Below are 18,454 nucleotides of genomic sequence, written 5' to 3'. Positions count from 1 at the left end.
TCAGCCGTCACCGGCCTGTCACGCCGAGTGCCTGGATCGCGAGCCGGGTGGCATCGGCGATCAGGGCATTGTCGCCCTCGGCGTGCGGGTCGGGTTTGGTGGTCTGCACGACAATGACGATGGGCGCGTGGTTCGGGGGCCAGACGATGGCCGCGTCCGAAGCCGAGCCGTAGTCCCCGGAGCCGGTTTTGTCGGCGATGGTCCAATCGGCCGGCAGGGCCGCGCGGACGCGTTTGCCACCGGTGGTATTGGCCAGCAGCCACGATTTCAGTTGGGCGCGTTCGGGTTCGGCGAGTGCGTCACCGACGACCAGGGCGCGGTAGTCGGCGGCGAGCGAGGCCGGAGTGGTGGTGTCACGTTCGTCACCCGGGATGGCGGTATTCAGTTCGGTCTCCCAGCGGTCCAGTCGGGTAATGGGATCGCCGAGGGTCCGAATGACGGCGGTGAGACCTTCCGGGCCGCCCAGCAGTTTCAGGAGTTGATTGCCGGCGGTGTTGTCCGACAGCGTGATTGCCGCCCGGCACAGTTCGGTGACGGTCATCCCGGAATCGACATGCTTCTCGGTCTCGGGCGAGTAGGTGACGAGATCGCTTGCCGGATAATGGATTACCTGATCGAAGTAGCCGGAGGACAGCGGGTGACCGCGCAGCAGCGCGCCGCAGGCCAGGCCCTTGAAGGTCGAGGCGATCGGGAATCGTTCACCGTCCCGGTAGGTGACGGTCTTACCGGTGGCGGTATCGATCGCGTATACGCCAAGTCGCCCACCGGCTTTCGTCTCGAGGTCGGCGAACGGCTGGGTATCGACGGCGGTCGTGGGCGTCGCGGCGGCGGTGTCATCGGACTGTTCATCGCAGGCGGTGGCAACGGTCAACGCGCCGACCGCGAGCACCGCCGCGAGGAATCGGCGGTGCGGAAGCAGGTGGCTGAGCACGGAGGGATTCACCGGCGCAGCTCATCACCCCCAATGGCGAACTGGCCAATAGCGCACCATCGGGGCGGCGAGTCGCAGTGGATATCACCGCAGTTCACCTCCTACACTCGCGCCCCGATACCGGACGACGACCCTCGGCCGGACGAGTTCGCCGGAACGCTGCTGGTTCAATGGCGGCATGGATCTGGTCCGCCATCTTCGCTTCTTCGTATCCGTCGCGGACGAGGGGCATTTCGGTCGGGCGGCGGCCGCATTGGATATGACCCAACCGCCGCTGTCACAGGGTTTGCGCAGGCTCGAGGAGCATCTCGGCGTCGAGCTCATTCATCGGACCCGGCAGGGCGCGATGCTCACATCGGCTGGGGTGCAGCTACTTCCGCGTGCCCGGCTGCTCGTCGATGATGCCGAGCGGCTGCTCGCCGAATCGCAGCGCATTGCCCATGCGCGTGGGACCGTCGCCTGGGGTGCGGCCACGGCGCTGCCCGACCGGATGGTCACCGGTTGTGTGACCGCACTGCGCGCGGTGAGCGGACCGGGTACCGCCGTATCCACGACCATCGCGACCAGTGTCGATCTCGTCGCCGATGTGCGGGCCGGGATATGTGAGGTGGCGGTGATCGAGCATCCGGCCCTGGTCGACGGTGTCGAGATCGGACCTGTCATCAAGGTGCCGCGGTGGCTGGTGGTACCGGCCGATCATCGCAGCGCGGACGCCGAGCGACCCACGCTGCCCATGCTTACCGGACTGACCTTCGCTCACTCACCGCGCGGGGCGAATCCGCCCGCCTTCGATACCGTGGTGGATCTGCTGCGTGAGCGCGGCCTCGATGCCATCGCCGTCACGGCTCGAGACGATCGCGCCGTGCTCGCGGCGGTCGCCGCCGGCACGAGTTTCGGGCTCACCGCGACACCTCCGGCCGATACCCCGGGAGTCACCTGGTTGCGCCTGGCACCGCAGGCGATCGCGTTGCGGCTCAGGGTGATTCACCGGCCCGGTGCGAGTGCGCACGCCGATGCGGTGGATCGCGTGCTGTATCGGGAGCGGCTGCGATGAGCACCGCCGCGGACCGCATTCGCGCCGTATTCGCCGATGCCGGCTGCAGCGGTTGGCTGCATGCCCGCCGTTGCGCCGACCCCACCGCCGAGGTCACGGTGGACGGCCACGCGCGCGTGGTGACCGCGTCGGTCTACAAACTGCCACTGTTCGTCGCCTTCTGCCGCAGCGTCGACGCCGGGCGGATCGACCCCACCGCACGGCTCACGGTGATCCCCTCGGATTGCACGCCCGGCCCGACCGGTATTGCCGCACTTCATGATCCGGTCACCATGAGCTGGCGCGATCTGGCCACCTCGATGATGACGGTCTCCGACAATGCCGCCGCCGACGTCCTGCTCGGCGAGATCGGTCTCGCCCCGGTCGAAGACCTGCTGCGCGATCTCGGCCTCACCGAGACCCGCATTGTCGGCGGCACCGCCGACCAGCACGAAAGCCTGGTCCGCGATACCGACACCCCCAGCACCGCAGCCGCTTTCGCCACCCTCGCCGACAATGACGAAGCCTGGTCCATTTCCGCCTACGACCCGACCTACGCCAGCGCCACCACCCCCGAAGAGATGACGCGCTTCCTCGCCGCCCTCTGGACCGGCACCCTGATCTCCCCCGCCCAAACCGATTTCGTCCGCGCCGTCATGCGCAACCAGGTCTGGCCACACCGCATCGCGGCCGGCTTCCCCCACCGCGGCGTCTCGGTGGCAGGCAAAACCGGCACCGTCGGCATCATCCGCAATGAGGTCGCCGTAGTCGAATTCCCCGGCGAATACCCCGTCACCGTAGCCGTTTTCACCCGCGCCGCCCGCGCCGACCCGGTCCTGCCCGCGGTCGACGCGGCCATCGCCGAAGCCGCCCGCATAGCCGTAACAGACCTCCGTCGCCCCCTGCCCGAGTAGCCACCCCTTCCTGGTTCGTGCGTACCACTTTCATGGTACGGTCATACCATCAACGAGGATCAAGGGGACGCTGTGGCCAAGATCGGACGGTTCAAGAATGACCAGGCGCGGGCTGAATACCTGCGCGCCTACGATGCACTGGAGACGCTGTGGCCGCTGCCGCAGACCCAGGTCGATATCGAAACCTCTTTCGGCACAACACATGTGCGCAGTTCCGGATCGGGGTCGGGTCTGCCGCTGGTGCTACTCCCCTCCTTTCCGGGCAATGGGCTTCAGTGGCATGGACTGATCAAGGATCTGACCCGGGATCGAACCGTCTACGCCTTCGACGCGATCGGCGCGGCGGGCAAGAGTGTGCAGACCGCGCCGTTCACCGGTGAGGCCGATATCGCCGCCTGGCTGGCGGAGGTCTTGGCGGGCCTCGGACTGACGCGGGCGCACGTGCTCGGCTACTCCCAAGGCTCTCGGCTCGCATCACTGCTCGCGCTGTACGCACCGGAGCGGCTGGCCAGTGTGACGCTGATCGAACCCAATGGCCTGCTCGTCAAGATGAAGTGGAGCGTGCTGTTTCGGATCATGCGCTTCGGGATCCGGCCGACCGAGGCCAACCGGGTGAAGATGGCGGCGTGGCTGACGCCCGGCGTCACCATGAACGAGCGCGAAATCGCCTGCCTCCATGCCGCACTCGCATTCCATAACACTCTCGGCTGGCCGCGTCTTCTCGAAGATGCCGAACTACAGTCGATCTCGACCCCGGTGCTGGCCGTGTTCGGCGGCGACTCGGTCGCCGGTAATGCCGTCGCCGCCGCGGAGCGCGTCACCGATCTACTGCCGCACGGGCAGAGCCGGATCGTTCCGGGAATGGGTCACGGCGTCATCGATCAGGCGCCCGATGAAGTGGTCCCGCGGGTGCTGGAATTCCTCGCACAGCATGATCACTCCGATGCCACGCCTCGGTAGCCGGGGACGCGTTCCCGGCTACCGAGCGGGGCGGATGCGGGTGCGGGCGCGCCGAGACCGGGCGCAATGCCGGACCGGTCGGTGGGCGGTACTAACCTTCCTTCGGTGACCGAAGCCGCTGACGGATTGCTGTCCGACCCCGGAGGGGCCGGGGTCGAGGAGTTTCCGCATGCCGGGCGGCTGCGTTTGTTCTCCTTCGCCACGGCCGAGAAGCGGGGCGACTACCTGTGGGTTTTGCGTGCTTTCGATATGGCGCGCGGGGCCTATGTGGTGCTGTTGCACGCCTCCGATGTTGTCGAGACGCTCAATCGTTGCCCCGGTGCACCGCAGTTGACTCCGACCGAGGTGGGGCCGCTGCTGGAGCAGCTGCATCAGTGGGGGGTGCTGGAGCGCAGTTATGACGGGACGCGGGCCGCGACGCTGGCCGAGTATCGGAACCGGCACTTCGTATATCAGTTCTCCCAGGCCGGGTTTCAGGCATATCGGGCAGTGTCGGAGGTATTGGAGGCGCGGCTCGACGAGGCGTCGCTGTCGCGGCTGGTGCTGCCGGAGTTGCTGGCGGATCTGCACACTCTCGCCGAAGCGAACAAGAGCGGGGACGCGCCGCGGGTGTATCGGGTACTGAATCGGCTCGATCGCGCGCTCTCGGATCTGGCGGACCGGGCGGCGCATTTCTATCTGACGCTGGGCGATCTGGTGCGCACCACCGAGGCCACGCCCGAGGCGTTCCTGGCGCACAAGGACGCGCTGCTCGCGCATATGCGGGAGTTCTCCATGGATCTGGCGCGGTTCGCGCCGCGCCTGGCCACGGCCATTCGCGAGGTCGAGGAGACCGGCGTCGAGGAGCTCATCGAGCGGGCGGCCCGGTGTGATGAGCGAGTCCTGCTCAATACCGCTGAACGCCAGGCGGATTGGCGTGCCCGCTGGCAGGGACTGCGGTCCTGGTTCGTCGGTGATGGCAGCGAGGGCGGGCTCACCGAATGCGAGCGGCTGCGCGAGGCGACCATGAGCGCCATCGCGGCGGTGCTGTCGCTGCTGCGCCGGGTCACCGAGACCCGCAAGGGCGGGGTCAGCCGGGAATCGGCGCTGCGGCATCTGGCGGGCTGGTTCACCGCCGCGCCGACGGCCGATGCGGCGCACGCGCTCTTCGATGTGGTCTTCGGATTGGGGCGGCCGCGACATCTGGCCATGCACCATCCGGACGCCGATGTCATTCCGGCGATTCGATCCTGGTGGGACGCACCACCTTTGGAGATCGCACGCACCCTCGCCGAGACCGGACGCCCGCCGACACCCGGCGCTCCGGCACGCCTGCAGCGCAATGACGCCGGAATTCGCCGCCTGCGTGAGGCACAGCTGGAGACCCAGCGCGCCCGCGCGGCGGCCGCCCGCTCCCTGGCCTCGGCCGATGTGCACGACCGCGAACTCGACGAACGCGAGACCGAGGTGCTGCTGCGTTTGATCGACGCCGCCTCCACCGCCTGGGTGCCGGTCAGCGGAAGACTCTCGGGCACAACAGGTTCCGACAGCGGCGTCACGCTCACCGTCTCGGAACACGAGGGGTCCACGGTGGTGCGTACCGCGCGCGGGCTGTTGCATCTCAACAATCGCAAACTGCAGGTGCGCGAGACGGTGTCCGCCCGCAAGAGCAAGGCCGCCGGGAAGGACGTGGGCTGATGCACGCGCGCACCATCGACTCACTCGCGCTGGACAGTTATCAGCGGGCCGCGCGGGTGGTGCTGGCCAATCATCTGATCACCCGGACCTATCCGGATCGTATTGCGCTGCCGTTGATTCGGCGCTGGGCGACCGAATTGCGGGAGGACCTCGCGGAGCTCTTCGGCTACCGCCTCGAGGTCACCGAGACCACGGCGCGACTGTTCCCCGTGCTGGACAAGCTCGATGCCGGACGGCCCGCCCGCACCACCGCGGACCGGTTGTTCGATCGGCGACGGTACGCCTACCTGGCGCTCGCGCTCGCGGCGCTCGGGCGGGCCGGCGACCAGATCACCTTGTCCGAGTTGGCGGATCAGGTCGCGGCGTACACCGAACGGGTCGACGGGCTGGACCTCGCCGCCGACCGCGCCGGAGATCGTGATGCCTTCGTGGACGCGGTCGGCTGGCTGGCGGCGCGCGGCGCGGTCACTCTCGCCGATGGTGATGCGGGCGGCTGGGCCAGCGATCCCGAAGCGGGAGAAGCGCTTTACGATATCGACCGCTCGGTGGTGTTCGCGCTGTTCCGGCCGCCACGCGCACTGCAGCATCTGCAGAGCGTGACCGGGCTGCTCGGCGAAGAGGCCGGTGGTGGCGATACCCGCTCCCCCGCACTGGCTTTGGCTTCACGGGCGGTGCGACGGGCGCTGGTGGAGCAGCCGGTCGTGTACGCAGACGACCTCGCCGAACCGCATCGGTCGCTGCTCGCGCAGGAGAAACTCGTCCAGGAGGTCGAGCAGGTCACCGGGCTCAAGGCCGAGCGGCGCGCGGAAGGCGTTGCGCTGATCGACAGTTCGGGTCGGCTCTCCGATGTGCGGTTCCCCGGCACCGGGACGCTCGCGCAGGTCGCGCTGCTGCTCGCGGGTGAAATCGCCGATCTGGTATTGGATCTCGACAATCCGGTGGCTCGTATCCCCCGGCCCGAGAAACCCCTGGCAGATCTCGCCGAGCAACTCGATTCGGCGATACCCATGACCACGGTGTTCGCGCCGCTCGCGGACAGCATGGATATCTTTGCCACCGAAGAGGATTCGGAGTTCGACGAGCCGGAAGAACCGGAGATTCCGGTGTACCCGTTCATCGAATCGGCGTGGATCCGCGACACCGTCAAAATGCTCGCCGCGCGCTACGGTGCCACCTTCGCAGCGCAGTGGCAGGCAGACGTACCCGGTCTGACCACCGAGGTGGTGGGCCTGCTGGAACGGCTGCAGCTGATCGAGCGCATCGATACCGGGGCGTCCGGTACGCCCCCACCGCCGCACGACCTCGGCTCCGGGCTGCTCATCTTCCCCGCGCTCGCTCGCTATCGCGGCGCGATCGTCACCATCCGCACCCGCGCGGAAACCGAATTGTTCATCTCGCCAACCGATATCGGCGCGGGGGCCGACCCGGTCTCGGCTGCGCACGCCACTGCCGCCGATCCGGCAGTGGATCACACCGAGCTTGTAGCTACAGAGAAGGGATCCGGGAACTGATGGCCGACCTCATTCACGGTGGAGTCCGCTTCGTCCCCACCCGCGCGGGCATTGTCAATCTGTGGGACTACCGGGACCAGGAGTTCTGCTTCGCCGACGGGCGACTGGTGCTGCGCGGGCCCAACGGTTCCGGTAAGACCAAGGCTCTGGAAGTGCTGTTCCCCTTCGTATTGGACGGGCGCATCGAACCGCGCCGGTTGAATCCGTTCGCGGGTGAAGAGCGCACCATGAAGTCGAACCTGTTGTACCGCAAGCAGGAATCGGCCTACTCGTATGTGTGGATGGAGTTCGCGCGCGGCACCTGGGACGAGCCGGAGACGGTCACCGTCGGTATCGGTATGCGCGCCACCCGCTCCTCGGACAAGGTGACGCGCTGGTATTTCGTCGCCGATGGCCGGGTGGGCGTGGACTTCTCGCTGTTGGGACCGGATGATCGGCCGCTCACCCGCAAACAACTGGCCGAGCAGATCGGCGGCGACGCCATCGTGGATCGGCCGGTGGAGTATCGCGCCGCCATCGACGCCCGCATGTTCGGGCTCGGGCAGCAGCGCTACGACCAGCTCATCAATCTGATTCTCACGCTGCGCCGCCCGCAGCTGGCCAAGAACCTGGATCCGCGCGGGCTGTCGCAGGCACTCACCGATGGTCTGCGGCCCCTGGACGAGCAGTTGATCCTGGACGCGGCCCGCTCGTTCAGCGATATGGAGGAGGTCGGGCGCACCCTGGAGGGGCTCGTCCAGGCCGATACCGCCACCCGCGCGTTCGTCGGCGTATACCGCAAATACCTTGCGGTGCAGGCGAAGACGGATATCGATCAGGTGCGTTCGCGCCTGGACACGGTGACGCACGCCAGTACCGCCCTGCATGCCGCGGCGGCCCTGCGCCAGCGCCGCGAGACCGATCGTGCCGCCGCCGAAACCCGCGCCGAGGATGCCGACCGCTCCTATGAGCAGGCGCTCTCGGATCGCGAAACCCTGCAGCGCTCCAGCGCCTACGAGGGCAAACAGCAGCTCGACGATCTCGCCGATGCCGTGCGCCGCCTGGAGACCTCCGCCGCCGCGCACCGCGACAAGGCGCTCAAGGCCCGTCAGACCGTGGACCAGCGTGCCCAGGAATCCGAGCGCGCCCAATCCGCCGTCCAGCACGCCTCCTCCGCCCTGGCCCGTGGTGAGGACGAATTGCGTTCCGCCGCAGAGGAAGCCGGCATCCCCTGGACGTCGCTGCCCGAGCAGTCCCGCGCCGACCACCTCACCACCACCGTCCGCAGTCACGCCGAGGAGCGCGACGCCGACGTCCGCGCCGTCCGCCGTGCCCTCACCCTGGTCGACGCCGCCGTCACCGAACGCACCCGCGCCGAACGAGCCGCCCAGCGCGCCACCGAACTCCGCGAATCTGCCGCCGCCGAACTCGCCGAAACCGAAGCCTCGGTAGCCCTGGCCCGCTCCAATACCGCAGTCTCGCTCCGCAATTGGTGGGACGAACACCGCGAGGTCTACACCCCCATCCGCGACGGCCTCTTCGAAGCCCTCAACGACGCCCTCGCCTCCGCCGGCACCGAGAACCCCGCGCCGCAACGCCAGAACTCCGCCGCCGGAATGCTCGGCACGACAGGCGGTTCCGGCTCCGGTAAGAGTCGCGGACGCAAGGGCGGAGCCGCCGAGACCACGGCGGTCAACGGCGCGACCAATCCGACCGCCGTCAGCAAAGCCGCGAACGGCACCGAAGTACCAACTGCCGCAGCCGATGCCGACGCTCCCGCGAATGCCCGCAAGGGTGCCACCTCGGCCGCGGGTTCGAGCGGCCGACACGACTCCGCACCGGACGGCGGCCCCTTCGGCGAGGGCGAAGCGGTCCCCGCCACCCCGGCGGAGGTCCTCGCGGATCGCACCGAGCCGCTGACCGAGGAGATTCGCGGCCGTCGCCAGGAGGCGCGTGCGCACGCCGCTCAGGCCAAGGCGCGCACCGCCGAACTGCGCGCCGAGCGGGAACAGGTCGCGGCCGAACGCGATGACGCGCCAAAGGCATTCGCCGCACGCACCGATGTGCGCGGCGACCGCCCCGGCGCACCACTGTGGCGACTGGTGCGCTTCGCCGACCATGTGAGTCCCGAAGCCGCGGCGGGTATCGAGGCCGCATTGCAGGCCGCGAACCTGCTCGACGGCTGGGTATGTGCCGATTCCGCACTGCCCGACCACGCTTCGGATCAGTTCCTGGTACCGCTGCCGAAGGCACAGCGCCCCACCGGGCGCACGCTCGCCGATGTGCTTGTGGTGGAGGACGATTCCGACGCACTCACGGTGCCGCGTCGAACCGTCGCCGATGTGCTCGCCTCTATCGCCCTGCACGAAACCGCGCCCGGCGTCGGTAGCACGACCAAGGGCACGAAAACAGCTGCGGGGCAAAGCGCCACGAGCCCGGCGACCGCCACAGCCACGGCGGACGGCGCGATCACTGCAGCCGGAGAGACCGGCGCTGCCAACGGTCGTTCGAAGGCGGGCACCGATTCGCACCCCAAGACTCGAAACTCGGTCGCCGACACGGCCGAGCCGCTCACCATTGCCACCGATGGCTGCTACCGGCAGGGCGTTCAGGTCGGGCGGCACTTCAAGGGCGATGCCGAATTCATCGGAACCACCGCTCGGGCGCGACGGCGTGAATTGCGGCTCGCGGAGCTGGCAGCGGCAATCGAGGCGGCCGAGACCGCCACCGAGGACGCGCTGAACGAAGAGCGGGCCGCTACCGAGGAGCTCGCGCGGGTTTCCGCTGCGGCCAAGGCATTACCGCGCACTACGGCGGTTACCGCTGCGCTGCGGGCTGTTTCGGAGGCGGCGGGCATGCTGCGGTCGCGGTCCGAGGCGGCGGCGCAGGCGGAGCGGGATCTCGATCAGGCGGTGGGCGAGTATTCGACCGCCGATAAGAAGGTTCGGGCCATCGCCGCCGAGCACAAGGCCCCGCGCGATCCAGCCGAATTGGATGCGCTCGCGGCTGCCGTGCGGCACTTCGAGAATGCCGGGACCGCGCTGCTGCGACTGCGCGGCGACCATCAACGCGAGAATGAACGGTCTCGCGAGTCCGGGGACCGCCTGGACGAGGCCACCGACCTCGCGGAGGCGTTCGCCGAGGAGGCCGAGGCGGCACGAAGCGGGTACGAGGAGCAACAGCGCAAGCTGGAGACGCTGCGGGAGGCGCTCGGCGCCGGGGCCGCCGATATCGATCGGGAGCTGGAGCTCGCGCGCGAACGCATCGATGCCGCACGCGCGGAACAGAAGTCGGCGCGTAAGGCCGCGCATGAGGCGATCGAGGCCGTCGGTACCGCCGAGGGTGCGCATCGGGCCGCGCATGACGCGCTCGGGACCGCGCTGACCGAATTGCTCGCCGATGTAAGGCATCTGGCCCCATACGCGCGTCCGGATCTGCTGAGCCTGCTGGGCGCTCCGGTCGAAAGCCGGTGGCCCAGTAGCGATGCCGCCTGGTCCACCCCCGAGCAGCTGCTGTACCGGATCGAGAACGGCGACCCCGAGCAGGAGCCCAAGGTGCTGCCCGACGAGGTGGCCGAACTGTTCGAGAACCTCTCCACCGCAACGGGTTCCGTGCGCGCCGGGGAGGCCACCCGCAAGTCGACTCGCAGTGCGGTCACCACCGCTCTGCAGGAGTTCGATGCCGCGCTCACCGCCGCCCGGCAGGACTACCGCCTGCACTGGGATGCGGCGGACGGGCTCACCGTCGTGCAGGTGCACGACGATCACGGACTCTCCTCCCTCGCCGATTTCGCCGAGCGCATCGGCGGGGCGCGCCGCGATCAGGAACTGCTCCTCACCGACTCCGAGCGCCGGATTCTGGAGGATGCCCTGCTCACGGGTCTGGCCCAGCAGATTCACGAACGCACCAGTGACGCACGCGATCTCATCAATCGCATGGGTATGGAGATGAAGCAGCGGCGCATGTCCTCGGGCAACACCATCGGCGTGCACTGGGTACTGGCGGACGCGCTCTCCGAACCCGCACGCGTGGTGTGCAAGCTGCTGGATCGCGACTCCTCCGAGCTCAATCCGGACGATCTCGCCACCATCCGTTCGCATTTCGCGGCCGAGATCCGCTCCGCGCGCGCCTCGCATCCGGAGCGTTCGTTCCCGGAGATTCTGGCCGCCACCCTGGATTACCGCACCTGGCGGGCGTTCTCGTTCACCATCATCACCTCCGACGGCACCGAGGACCGGCTCACCGTGGCCCGGCACAGCGCGCTGTCGGGTGGTGAACAGTCCGTCTCCCTGCACCTGCCACTGTTCGCGGCCGCGCACGTCATGCTGGATTCGGCCGACCCGCAGGCGCCCCGCCTACTCGCCCTCGACGAAGCCTTCGCCGGTGTCGACGACAACGGCAAGAGCGAACTGCTGGGCCTGTCCGTCCAATTCGACCTCGACCTGTTCATGACCGGCTACGACCTCTGGATCACCTACACCCATGTCCCCGGCTGCGCCCACTACGATCTCGCGCACTCCGCCGCCGAAAACACCGTCAGCGCAACCCTGCTCGTCTGGGACGCCGACGACCTGCTCGCCGAACACGACGGCACCGATCTCGCCGCCGCCCTCGGCTCCCCCAACCGGCGCCGCCTCCCGCATCGCGTGGAAGGCGCGATCGCCCTGCTCTGAGCATCACCGGAATCACCTCCGTGCGCTGTCCAGCCTCCTGGACAACGCCGCGGCACGCCCGCTCCGCACTCGGTCTGAAACGGCCCTGGTAAACACCCCGTGTCCCATCGGATTACGCGTGTCGCGGCGCGCCACGCCGTAGGGATTGGTGTATCGGCAAATCAACAGTTTCGCCAATGGCGGTGTATGGACTAGAAATGTTTTCCGTGCCGATCCCTATCGAGTTCACCTGTCAGCCATCGAAACTCCCCGGGCGGGGGACCCGATGACGATCGAACATCCGCTCGAGGACGAGGTCTCACTCCTCGCCCGGCGCGTCGAGAAGGCCCGCGGTCGACTGGCCTACCAATTCGACCCCGCGCTCACCGAAGCCCTCTCCGAGAACGAACTCCAAGCCGAGCGCGAGCTAGCCGAGCGCATCCGCGATGAGGATCGTGCTCAGCGTCTGAAGCAAGTCAACGCGGCGGCCGCCACGGCGGACCGGGCGCGCCAGACGACCGAAGAAATCGAGAAGGCCGACATTCGGGACTTGTTGATGGCCCGCAAGGCGATTGCCGCGCAGCGGCGCGAATCCAGCCCGCACGCCAAGCTGGCCTCGCTGTACAAGCATCGCGCGTGGTCGCTGCGCGCGCTGGCGGGCGTGGTCGCGGCGGGCATGCTGTGGTCCGCGGTCAATGTGCAGCACAATATCGCTCCGGGTGGCGCGGTCGATCCGCTGTTCTGGTTCAGCTACCTACTCGAAGGCATGATCAGCGTCTGCCTCGTGATCATCATGATCGGCACCAACAAGGTCGCCGAGTGGGGTGTCATCGACAGCACCAAGCAGGTCCTCGCGGCCGAGATGGCGCTGCTGGGCCTCACGGTCACGCTGAACACCTACCCGTACCTGAAAGTCGGTAGCTGGTACGACGTCTCGGTACACGCCATCGCACCGGTGATGATCGGTGTCGCGCTGCTCATCCACAATGCCGCCAGCGCCCGGTACGGTCTGGCCATCGTCCGCGCCACCGATCAGATCCGGGATCTGCCGGATCCGGCCGAGACGATTCGCCGCACGCTGCCAAGCATGGTCACCTGGCCGACCCGGCCGACCGCGACCACGCCCAACCCGAGCATGGTCGCGCCCACCCCGGCATTGACCGCGGCCCCCGAGGCCGAGGCTCCCCGGGTGGTGGAGAGCGAGCCGGATCCGGTGCCGGTCAAGCCGACGCCCAAGCCCGCGCCGAAGAAGGAAGAGCGGACATCGGCCACCAAGTCGACCAAAACCGCTGAACCGGACAATCATTCAGATATGAACGACGGTACGCCGCCGTTGAACGTGTACGACACCGGCCAGTTCCGCATTGCCGAGACCCTGGAGCAGGAACTCGCCGAACTCCAGGCCGCCCGCCGCCGCGCCCGTGCCGCGGCCCGCGCACGCAATGGGGGAACCGACGTCGACTGACCCCCTCCCGGCACCCGCAACCGCCCGCAGCTTCGGCCGCGGGCGGTATTCGCGGTTCGAGGGACAGATCGATTTCGAGGTGTAGTACGAACGATTCGGCCCGCCGCGCGGCCGGCCGAATCCGTTCAGGCGACTCCGGCCACGCCCGAGAAGTCGCGCAGCACAACGTGATTGCGGTCCGCACAGCTGCCCAGCGAGTGATCCGGGTGCAGCCCCAGGTATTGCCGCCGGGTGCGGGTGCTCCAGCGCCGCGCCCGCTCGGAACGGGTCTTGTAGAAGTTCGCCATGTACCCGCCCTCGTAGAGGCGCAGCAGCATGTACCCGCCCGGATACTCCTTGACCGCCGCCACTTCCAGGAATTCGACCGGAATGCCGGAATCGGCTCGGGTGACACGGTTTCGGTGCGTATGACCGCTGTGATGCAGGAAAACGCCCGGGGCCGATCGGTAGAGGGCGTGTAATGCCGCCGCATTCGCCCTGTCGAGCACGAAACCCGGTCCGCCGGGGTTGCTTACCGCCGCGTGCGTCGTAACCGGGTGGTGGCCGAATACGAGTGTCGGCCGCTCCGGATCGGCATGCAGCAGATCCCGGAAATGCGCCAGCTGCGGGAAATCCAGGGTGCCCCCGCCCCCGCGTAGTCGGGTGGTGTCCAAGCCCACCAGACGCAGTCCGCCCAAAGCGAATTCACCGAGCTGCTGATACGGATAGAACACCGAACCCCAGTGATCGGCCTCATCCTTGGGCGGCATATCGTGATTGCCCCGGCAAGCGAAGTAGTCCCGCCCCAGCTCACCCCAGGTATCCAACTGCGCCCGCACACCTCGCGACTGCGCGAGCGTCCCGGAGTCGGTCAGATCCCCCGCCGCGATGAGATGGTCCGCACCCCTACCGGATTCACGCAGATCCTCCAGCATCGCGCCCAGCATGAACTCCGGATAATGCTCGGTGCCGTCCCGCAACCCCTCGACCAGCCCACCCGGCAGCAGCCCGCTGTACTCCTCGCCATGGTGCAGATCGTTCGCGAGCGCGATAGTCCGCAACAACCGCCCCGGCGGCGGAATGAGCGTGGTGATAATCCCCGTAGACTCCGGAGCCCCCGACCGCCGAGTCACCAACGTCCGCGCCGGCATGGCCCGGCACCCCTGCGAGTACGCCTCGAACCGATAAGCCCGCCCCGGCTCCAGCCCGCCGATCTCCGCGTAATGGTATGCCGTAGGCGAGCTTTCGAGAAACCGCACCGGCAACATACCGATCCCATCGGCAGGCCCGATCCGCACCTCGGTATCGGCCACCGCCGGCTGCAGCCTCCCCGCCCGATTCCGACTCCGCGAGGTCCAAGTCAAAATCACCGAACGATCGGTAACAGTGACAACCTCCAAATCCGAAACCGTCAACGAATGCCGTTGCACCCGAGCCCCATACGCGGCAAACCCCGGCCGCTGCGCCCGCACCGCCACCGCCGCAGCCCCCGTAGCCGCATTGGCCAGCCACAATGTCCGAAGTCGCGGATCCAACATGCCATTCTCCGTCCGCCGCCAACAGCTATTACCCGACGGTACGTTCACCGATTGAACGCCGATGCCCTCGAACATGACGGATCAGTTGCCAGCACGACACAAGGACGAAAGCCCCAAAGACAAAAGACGCCAGGACAAGAAGAGAAGAAATAGGACAAAACACCCACCCCGACCTGGACGTGCAATCACCGGGAACTCACCGTCGCCACTCGCGGCGTGTCGCCCCGGTCAGTTCCCGGTGATCAATCGTCCAACCCCGTGAATGCCTGGTTTGGTGTCTTTGTCTTTGTCTTTGGTTCTTTGGCTCGAGAAGGTGACCACGGCCAGTCTTCCCGTCGAGAACGGGACGATCCGGGCGTAGTCCGGTAGCTCGAGTCGGGTACGGCAGGTGACGTGCCCAGCGATGCCTGCTTTGCCACGGAAATCGCATGCGCAAAATGCAACCGTCGCCGCATTGGGCGGCCTCGAACCGCGATCCGTTCCCAGGGCATACCCGTGATGCTCCAACCGATGTGCCGAGTGTGCACTCGCGGCGGTGTTTTGTCTTTTTCCCCGCCACAGTTGCACACTCGCCCGCCATACCTGCACACTCGGCAAGCACCCTGCCGGTCGGTAGATGAATCCCGCCCCGCCGCTGCCGGTTTCGTCCAGTTCGGGCGGCAAATCGTGGTGCAGCAGAGGAGTGCAGCCCGCCCGGCGGTTGTCTCAGCGGCCCTGGACAGGGTGGTCCGCAGGGACCACTACCGCGGGGCGGGGTTGGGAGGGGGTGCCTGAGGGTTGGGCGTAGCCGAGCCAGCCGGTGCCTACGAAGATTGCCAGGAGGATGGCGGTGGGGAGTTCGAGGAGGAGCCAGTTCGGGGCTGCGGCGGATTCGCGGGCGGGGTGCTGGGTGCGGGCCGGGTGGGTGAGGCGGTGTGAGCGGATGGGCGAGCGCTGCCTGCCGATGCTGTTGTGCCTCGAATGCTGTTGTTGCCGGACCACCCATTGCCTCCGTAGCTAGAAATGTGCCGAACCCCAGGATGCCGAATATGCGGCGTGCGCACAGCGGTGAACGACCGGACAACAGGGTGTCCGGTCCTTTTTCAACGCACGCTCGCGTCGGGTAGTCGTGCGGGACACGACATTCCGGGCACGGTCACCAGCTCGAAGTGCCACCATTCATTGTCGTAGGTGCGGCACAGACCCCACCGATTTCCGTTGTCCTCCAACCACTGTGCGCCCGCGCGCGGACCCACATCGATGGCCTTGCCGGACACATGGGTGGAATCCTCCGGCGGCAGCACCCACTGCCGCGCCGCCTCGGGACTGCCGTACTTGCGAATCCCGTCCTCCCACATGGCCTGCTGCTCGGCGGGCGTGCGATACCCGGAGGTGATCCAGATGGTCACCCCCTCTTCCCGCGCCGCATCCGCCGCGTGCGAATACGCCGCCGCGAGCATGGGATCGAGACCGTCGGTCTCCTCCGCGATCGCCGACGCCGACGGCAGCAGGCCGATCTCACCGCCGACCGTCGAGTCCGTCGGCGCCGATCCGGGCACGGTGACAACGCTTTCGGGCCCGGCGTGCGCGAACGGCGCCGCAGCCGGCAGACCGGCCGCGAAGAGCCCCGCCCCCGCGACCAACGCGACAACAGCCGCCCGGGACGCCCCGCGCGCCGACCGGTCTCTGACCACCGCACTGCCGATTGCCGGGTTTGCCTGGGGGGCAAGCATTTTCGGCTTGCTCAGCGGCATTTCATCACGGCGCTCGGCGCGCATGCGGTGCTCTCCTTTGTTCAGACTCGTTCCTTGGACCGTTCGCGGACGCGCAGGGCGATCGGCTTCGAAGTTTCGGCGAAGAAGTCATTGCCCTTGTCGTCTACGACGATGAAGGCGGGGAAGTCCTCGACTTCGATCTTCCAGACCGCTTCCATGCCGAGCTCAGGGTATTCGAGAACTTCGACGGATTTGATGCAGTCGAGGGCGAGTCGCGCCGCGGGTCCACCGATCGAGCCGAGGTAGAAGCCGCCGTGCGCCTTGCACGCCTTGGTGACCTGCGCCGAACGATTACCCTTGGCGAGCATGACATGCGAACCGCCGGCAGCCTGGAACTGATCGACATAGGAGTCCATGCGGCCCGCGGTGGTGGGACCGAAGGAACCCGAGGCGTAACCGTCGGGGGTCTTGGCGGGACCGGCGTAGTAGACGGCCATATCGCGCATGTACTGCGGCATGGGCTCGCCCGCGTCCAGGCGCTCCTTGATCTTGGCGTGCGCGATATCGCGCGCCACGACGAGTGGACCGGTCAGCGAAAGCCGGGTCTTCACAGGATATTTCGACAGTTCGTCACGGATCTCCGCCATCGGCCGGTTCAGGTCGATCTTGACCACGTCGCCGCCGAGAATGCTGTCGGTCTGCTCCGGAAGATACTGCGCCGGTTCACGTTCGAGCTGCTCCAGGAACACGCCCTCGGCGGTGATCTTGGCGCGTGCCTGACGGTCCGCCGAACAGGACACCGCGATGGCGACCGGCAGCGACGCCCCGTGCCGAGGCAGACGGATCACGCGCACGTCATGGCAGAAGTACTTACCGCCGAACTGCGCGCCGATCCCGAACGACTGGGTGAGCTTGAAGACCTGCTCCTCCAACTCCAGATCTCGGAAACCGTGCGCCGACATCGACCCCTCGGTCGGCATATTGTCCAGGTAGTGCGCGGAGGCGTATTTCGCTGTCTTCAAAGCGAATTCGGCGCTGGTACCGCCGATGACGACCGCCAGGTGGTACGGCGGGCAGGCCGCGGTGCCGAGCGAACGGATCTTCTCGTCCAGGAACTCCAGCATGCGATCCGGGTTCAGAATCGCCTTGGTCTCCTGGAACAGGAACGACTTGTTGGCCGAGCCGCCGCCCTTGGCCATGAACAGGAACTTGTACGCCGGATGCGTGGGATCGCCTGCGTCCGAATACAATTCGACCTGCGCGGGCAGATTCGACCCGGTGTTCTTCTCATCCCACATATTGATGGGCGCGAGCTGCGAGTACCGCAGATTCAACTTGGTGTAGGCATCGAACACACCGCGCGAGATCCACTCGCCGTCATCGGCCCCGGTGAGCACGCCCTCGGATTTCTTACCCATCACGATGGCGGTGCCGGTGTCCTGGCACATGGGCAGAATCCCGCCCGCGGAGATATTGACGTTCTTCAGCAGATCCAGCGCGACGAACCGATCGTTCCCACTCGACTCCGGATCATCGATGATCTTGCGAAGCTGTGCGAGGTGCGCGGGCCGCAGATAATGGCTGATGTCATGCATCGCCTCCGCGGTCAGCATGCGCAGCACCTCGGGCTCCACCTGCAGGAAACTGCGCCCATTCGCCTCGAAGGTACTGACGCCCTCGGTGGTGAGCAGCCGATAAGGCGTGTCATCGGCACCGGTGGGCAGCAGATCCGAGTACAGGAAATCAGGCGCGGTCACGGTTCGCACTCCTCGAGCAGGGCTGGGGGCTGTTCAGCCGACGGTTCAAGCAGACAGACTCTATCCAGCACCCGGACAACCCCGGCAACCAGGCGAACCTAATCGCCCCTCGCCACCGCGCGAATCAGCGGAATCGGCATGTCGATGCCATATTCCACGCGTCCGCCGCGAACTCCGCGGTAGCGGCCGTCACACCCCGGTGCCAGGGTGTTGCCATCGGACCGATCAGCCATTCCGACGCCCTCCTCAGCTGCCTCCGGGAGACGGTCACCTCAGGATCACCACACACCGGATCCGCCTTGTACCACCAGATTCACTCCGCGGTGACTCGTACATATGCAATCTCATTTGCACATACGTAGTT

The 18,454-nt window shown here is 67.2% G+C and carries 13 protein-coding genes; 7 read left to right on the top strand and 6 right to left on the bottom strand.

The genetic code is table 11. The features are described 5' to 3' along the window. Nucleotides 1-7: 7 nt before the first annotated feature. Nucleotides 8-871: a class A beta-lactamase gene (gene bla, locus GFY24_RS13740; protein ID WP_228566315.1), complete on the bottom strand. Its 864-nt coding sequence runs from the start codon at nt 869-871 to the stop codon at nt 8-10. 238 nt (nt 872-1,109) lie between these two features. On the opposite strand from bla, the gene GFY24_RS13735 reads away from it, so the two are divergent. The 7 genes from GFY24_RS13735 (at nt 1,110) to GFY24_RS13705 (ending at nt 13,122) form a co-directional block, all read left to right on the top strand. Beyond that, nucleotides 1,110-1,985 (top strand): LysR family transcriptional regulator, encoded by an 876-nt coding sequence (locus GFY24_RS13735; protein ID WP_153805406.1) that lies wholly within the window; start codon nt 1,110-1,112, stop codon nt 1,983-1,985. Continuing rightward, on the top strand, nt 1,982-2,878 hold the full coding sequence (locus GFY24_RS13730; RefSeq protein WP_153805405.1) for a serine hydrolase: 897 nt from the start codon (nt 1,982-1,984) through the stop codon (nt 2,876-2,878). Before GFY24_RS13735 ends, GFY24_RS13730 begins: the two co-directional genes overlap by 4 nt. Before the next feature lie 72 nt (nt 2,879-2,950). Continuing rightward, nucleotides 2,951-3,838: an alpha/beta hydrolase gene (locus tag GFY24_RS13725; RefSeq protein ID WP_309230818.1), complete on the top strand. Its 888-nt coding sequence runs from the start codon at nt 2,951-2,953 to the stop codon at nt 3,836-3,838. A 180-nt stretch (nt 3,839-4,018) separates the two neighbouring features. Next, nucleotides 4,019-5,515, top strand: a complete 1,497-nt coding sequence (locus GFY24_RS13720) for a TIGR02677 family protein (RefSeq protein WP_375336047.1) — start codon at nt 4,019-4,021, stop codon at nt 5,513-5,515. Then, on the top strand, nt 5,515-7,026 hold the full coding sequence (locus tag GFY24_RS13715) for a TIGR02678 family protein (RefSeq protein WP_153805403.1): 1,512 nt from the start codon (nt 5,515-5,517) through the stop codon (nt 7,024-7,026). Before GFY24_RS13720 ends, GFY24_RS13715 begins: the two co-directional genes overlap by 1 nt. Next, a complete protein-coding gene (locus tag GFY24_RS13710) occupies nt 7,026-11,678 on the top strand; it encodes an SbcC/MukB-like Walker B domain-containing protein (protein ID WP_228566272.1) in 4,653 nt (1,550 codons plus the stop codon). The genes GFY24_RS13715 and GFY24_RS13710 overlap by 1 nt, the downstream gene beginning before the upstream one ends. A 265-nt stretch (nt 11,679-11,943) precedes the next feature. Continuing rightward, nucleotides 11,944-13,122, top strand: a complete 1,179-nt coding sequence (locus GFY24_RS13705; RefSeq protein ID WP_153805402.1) for a hypothetical protein — start codon at nt 11,944-11,946, stop codon at nt 13,120-13,122. A 125-nt stretch (nt 13,123-13,247) separates the two neighbouring features. Here the strand turns inward: GFY24_RS13705 and GFY24_RS13700 are convergent, their stop codons facing one another. The 5 genes from GFY24_RS13700 to GFY24_RS42930 all read right to left on the bottom strand — a co-directional run bounded on the left by GFY24_RS13700 (nt 13,248) and on the right by GFY24_RS42930 (nt 18,323). Then, nucleotides 13,248-14,639 (bottom strand): metallophosphoesterase, encoded by a 1,392-nt coding sequence (locus GFY24_RS13700; protein WP_153805401.1) that lies wholly within the window; start codon nt 14,637-14,639, stop codon nt 13,248-13,250. Nucleotides 14,640-15,344: 705 nt separating this feature from the next. Beyond that, on the bottom strand, nt 15,345-15,620 hold the full coding sequence (locus tag GFY24_RS13695; RefSeq protein ID WP_153805400.1) for a hypothetical protein: 276 nt from the start codon (nt 15,618-15,620) through the stop codon (nt 15,345-15,347). Between the two features lie 101 nt (nt 15,621-15,721). Then, the gene (locus GFY24_RS13690; RefSeq protein ID WP_309230845.1) at nt 15,722-16,135 is read right to left on the bottom strand and encodes a M15 family metallopeptidase; all 414 of its coding nucleotides are present in this window, start codon (nt 16,133-16,135) and stop codon (nt 15,722-15,724) included. Nucleotides 16,136-16,413: 278 nt separating this feature from the next. Then, nucleotides 16,414-18,090, bottom strand: a complete 1,677-nt coding sequence (locus GFY24_RS13685) for a fumarate hydratase (protein WP_309230817.1) — start codon at nt 18,088-18,090, stop codon at nt 16,414-16,416. Between the two features lie 98 nt (nt 18,091-18,188). Then, complete coding sequence (locus GFY24_RS42930; protein WP_255458654.1) at nt 18,189-18,323, bottom strand: hypothetical protein; 135 nt, start codon at nt 18,321-18,323, stop codon at nt 18,189-18,191. Nucleotides 18,324-18,454: the final 131 nt, after the last annotated feature.

Origin of the sequence: Nocardia sp. SYP-A9097, assembly GCF_009649815.1 — a bacterium.
Classification (GTDB): domain Bacteria; phylum Actinomycetota; class Actinomycetes; order Mycobacteriales; family Mycobacteriaceae; genus Nocardia.
This window is presented reverse-complemented; position numbering and strand designations above follow the sequence as displayed.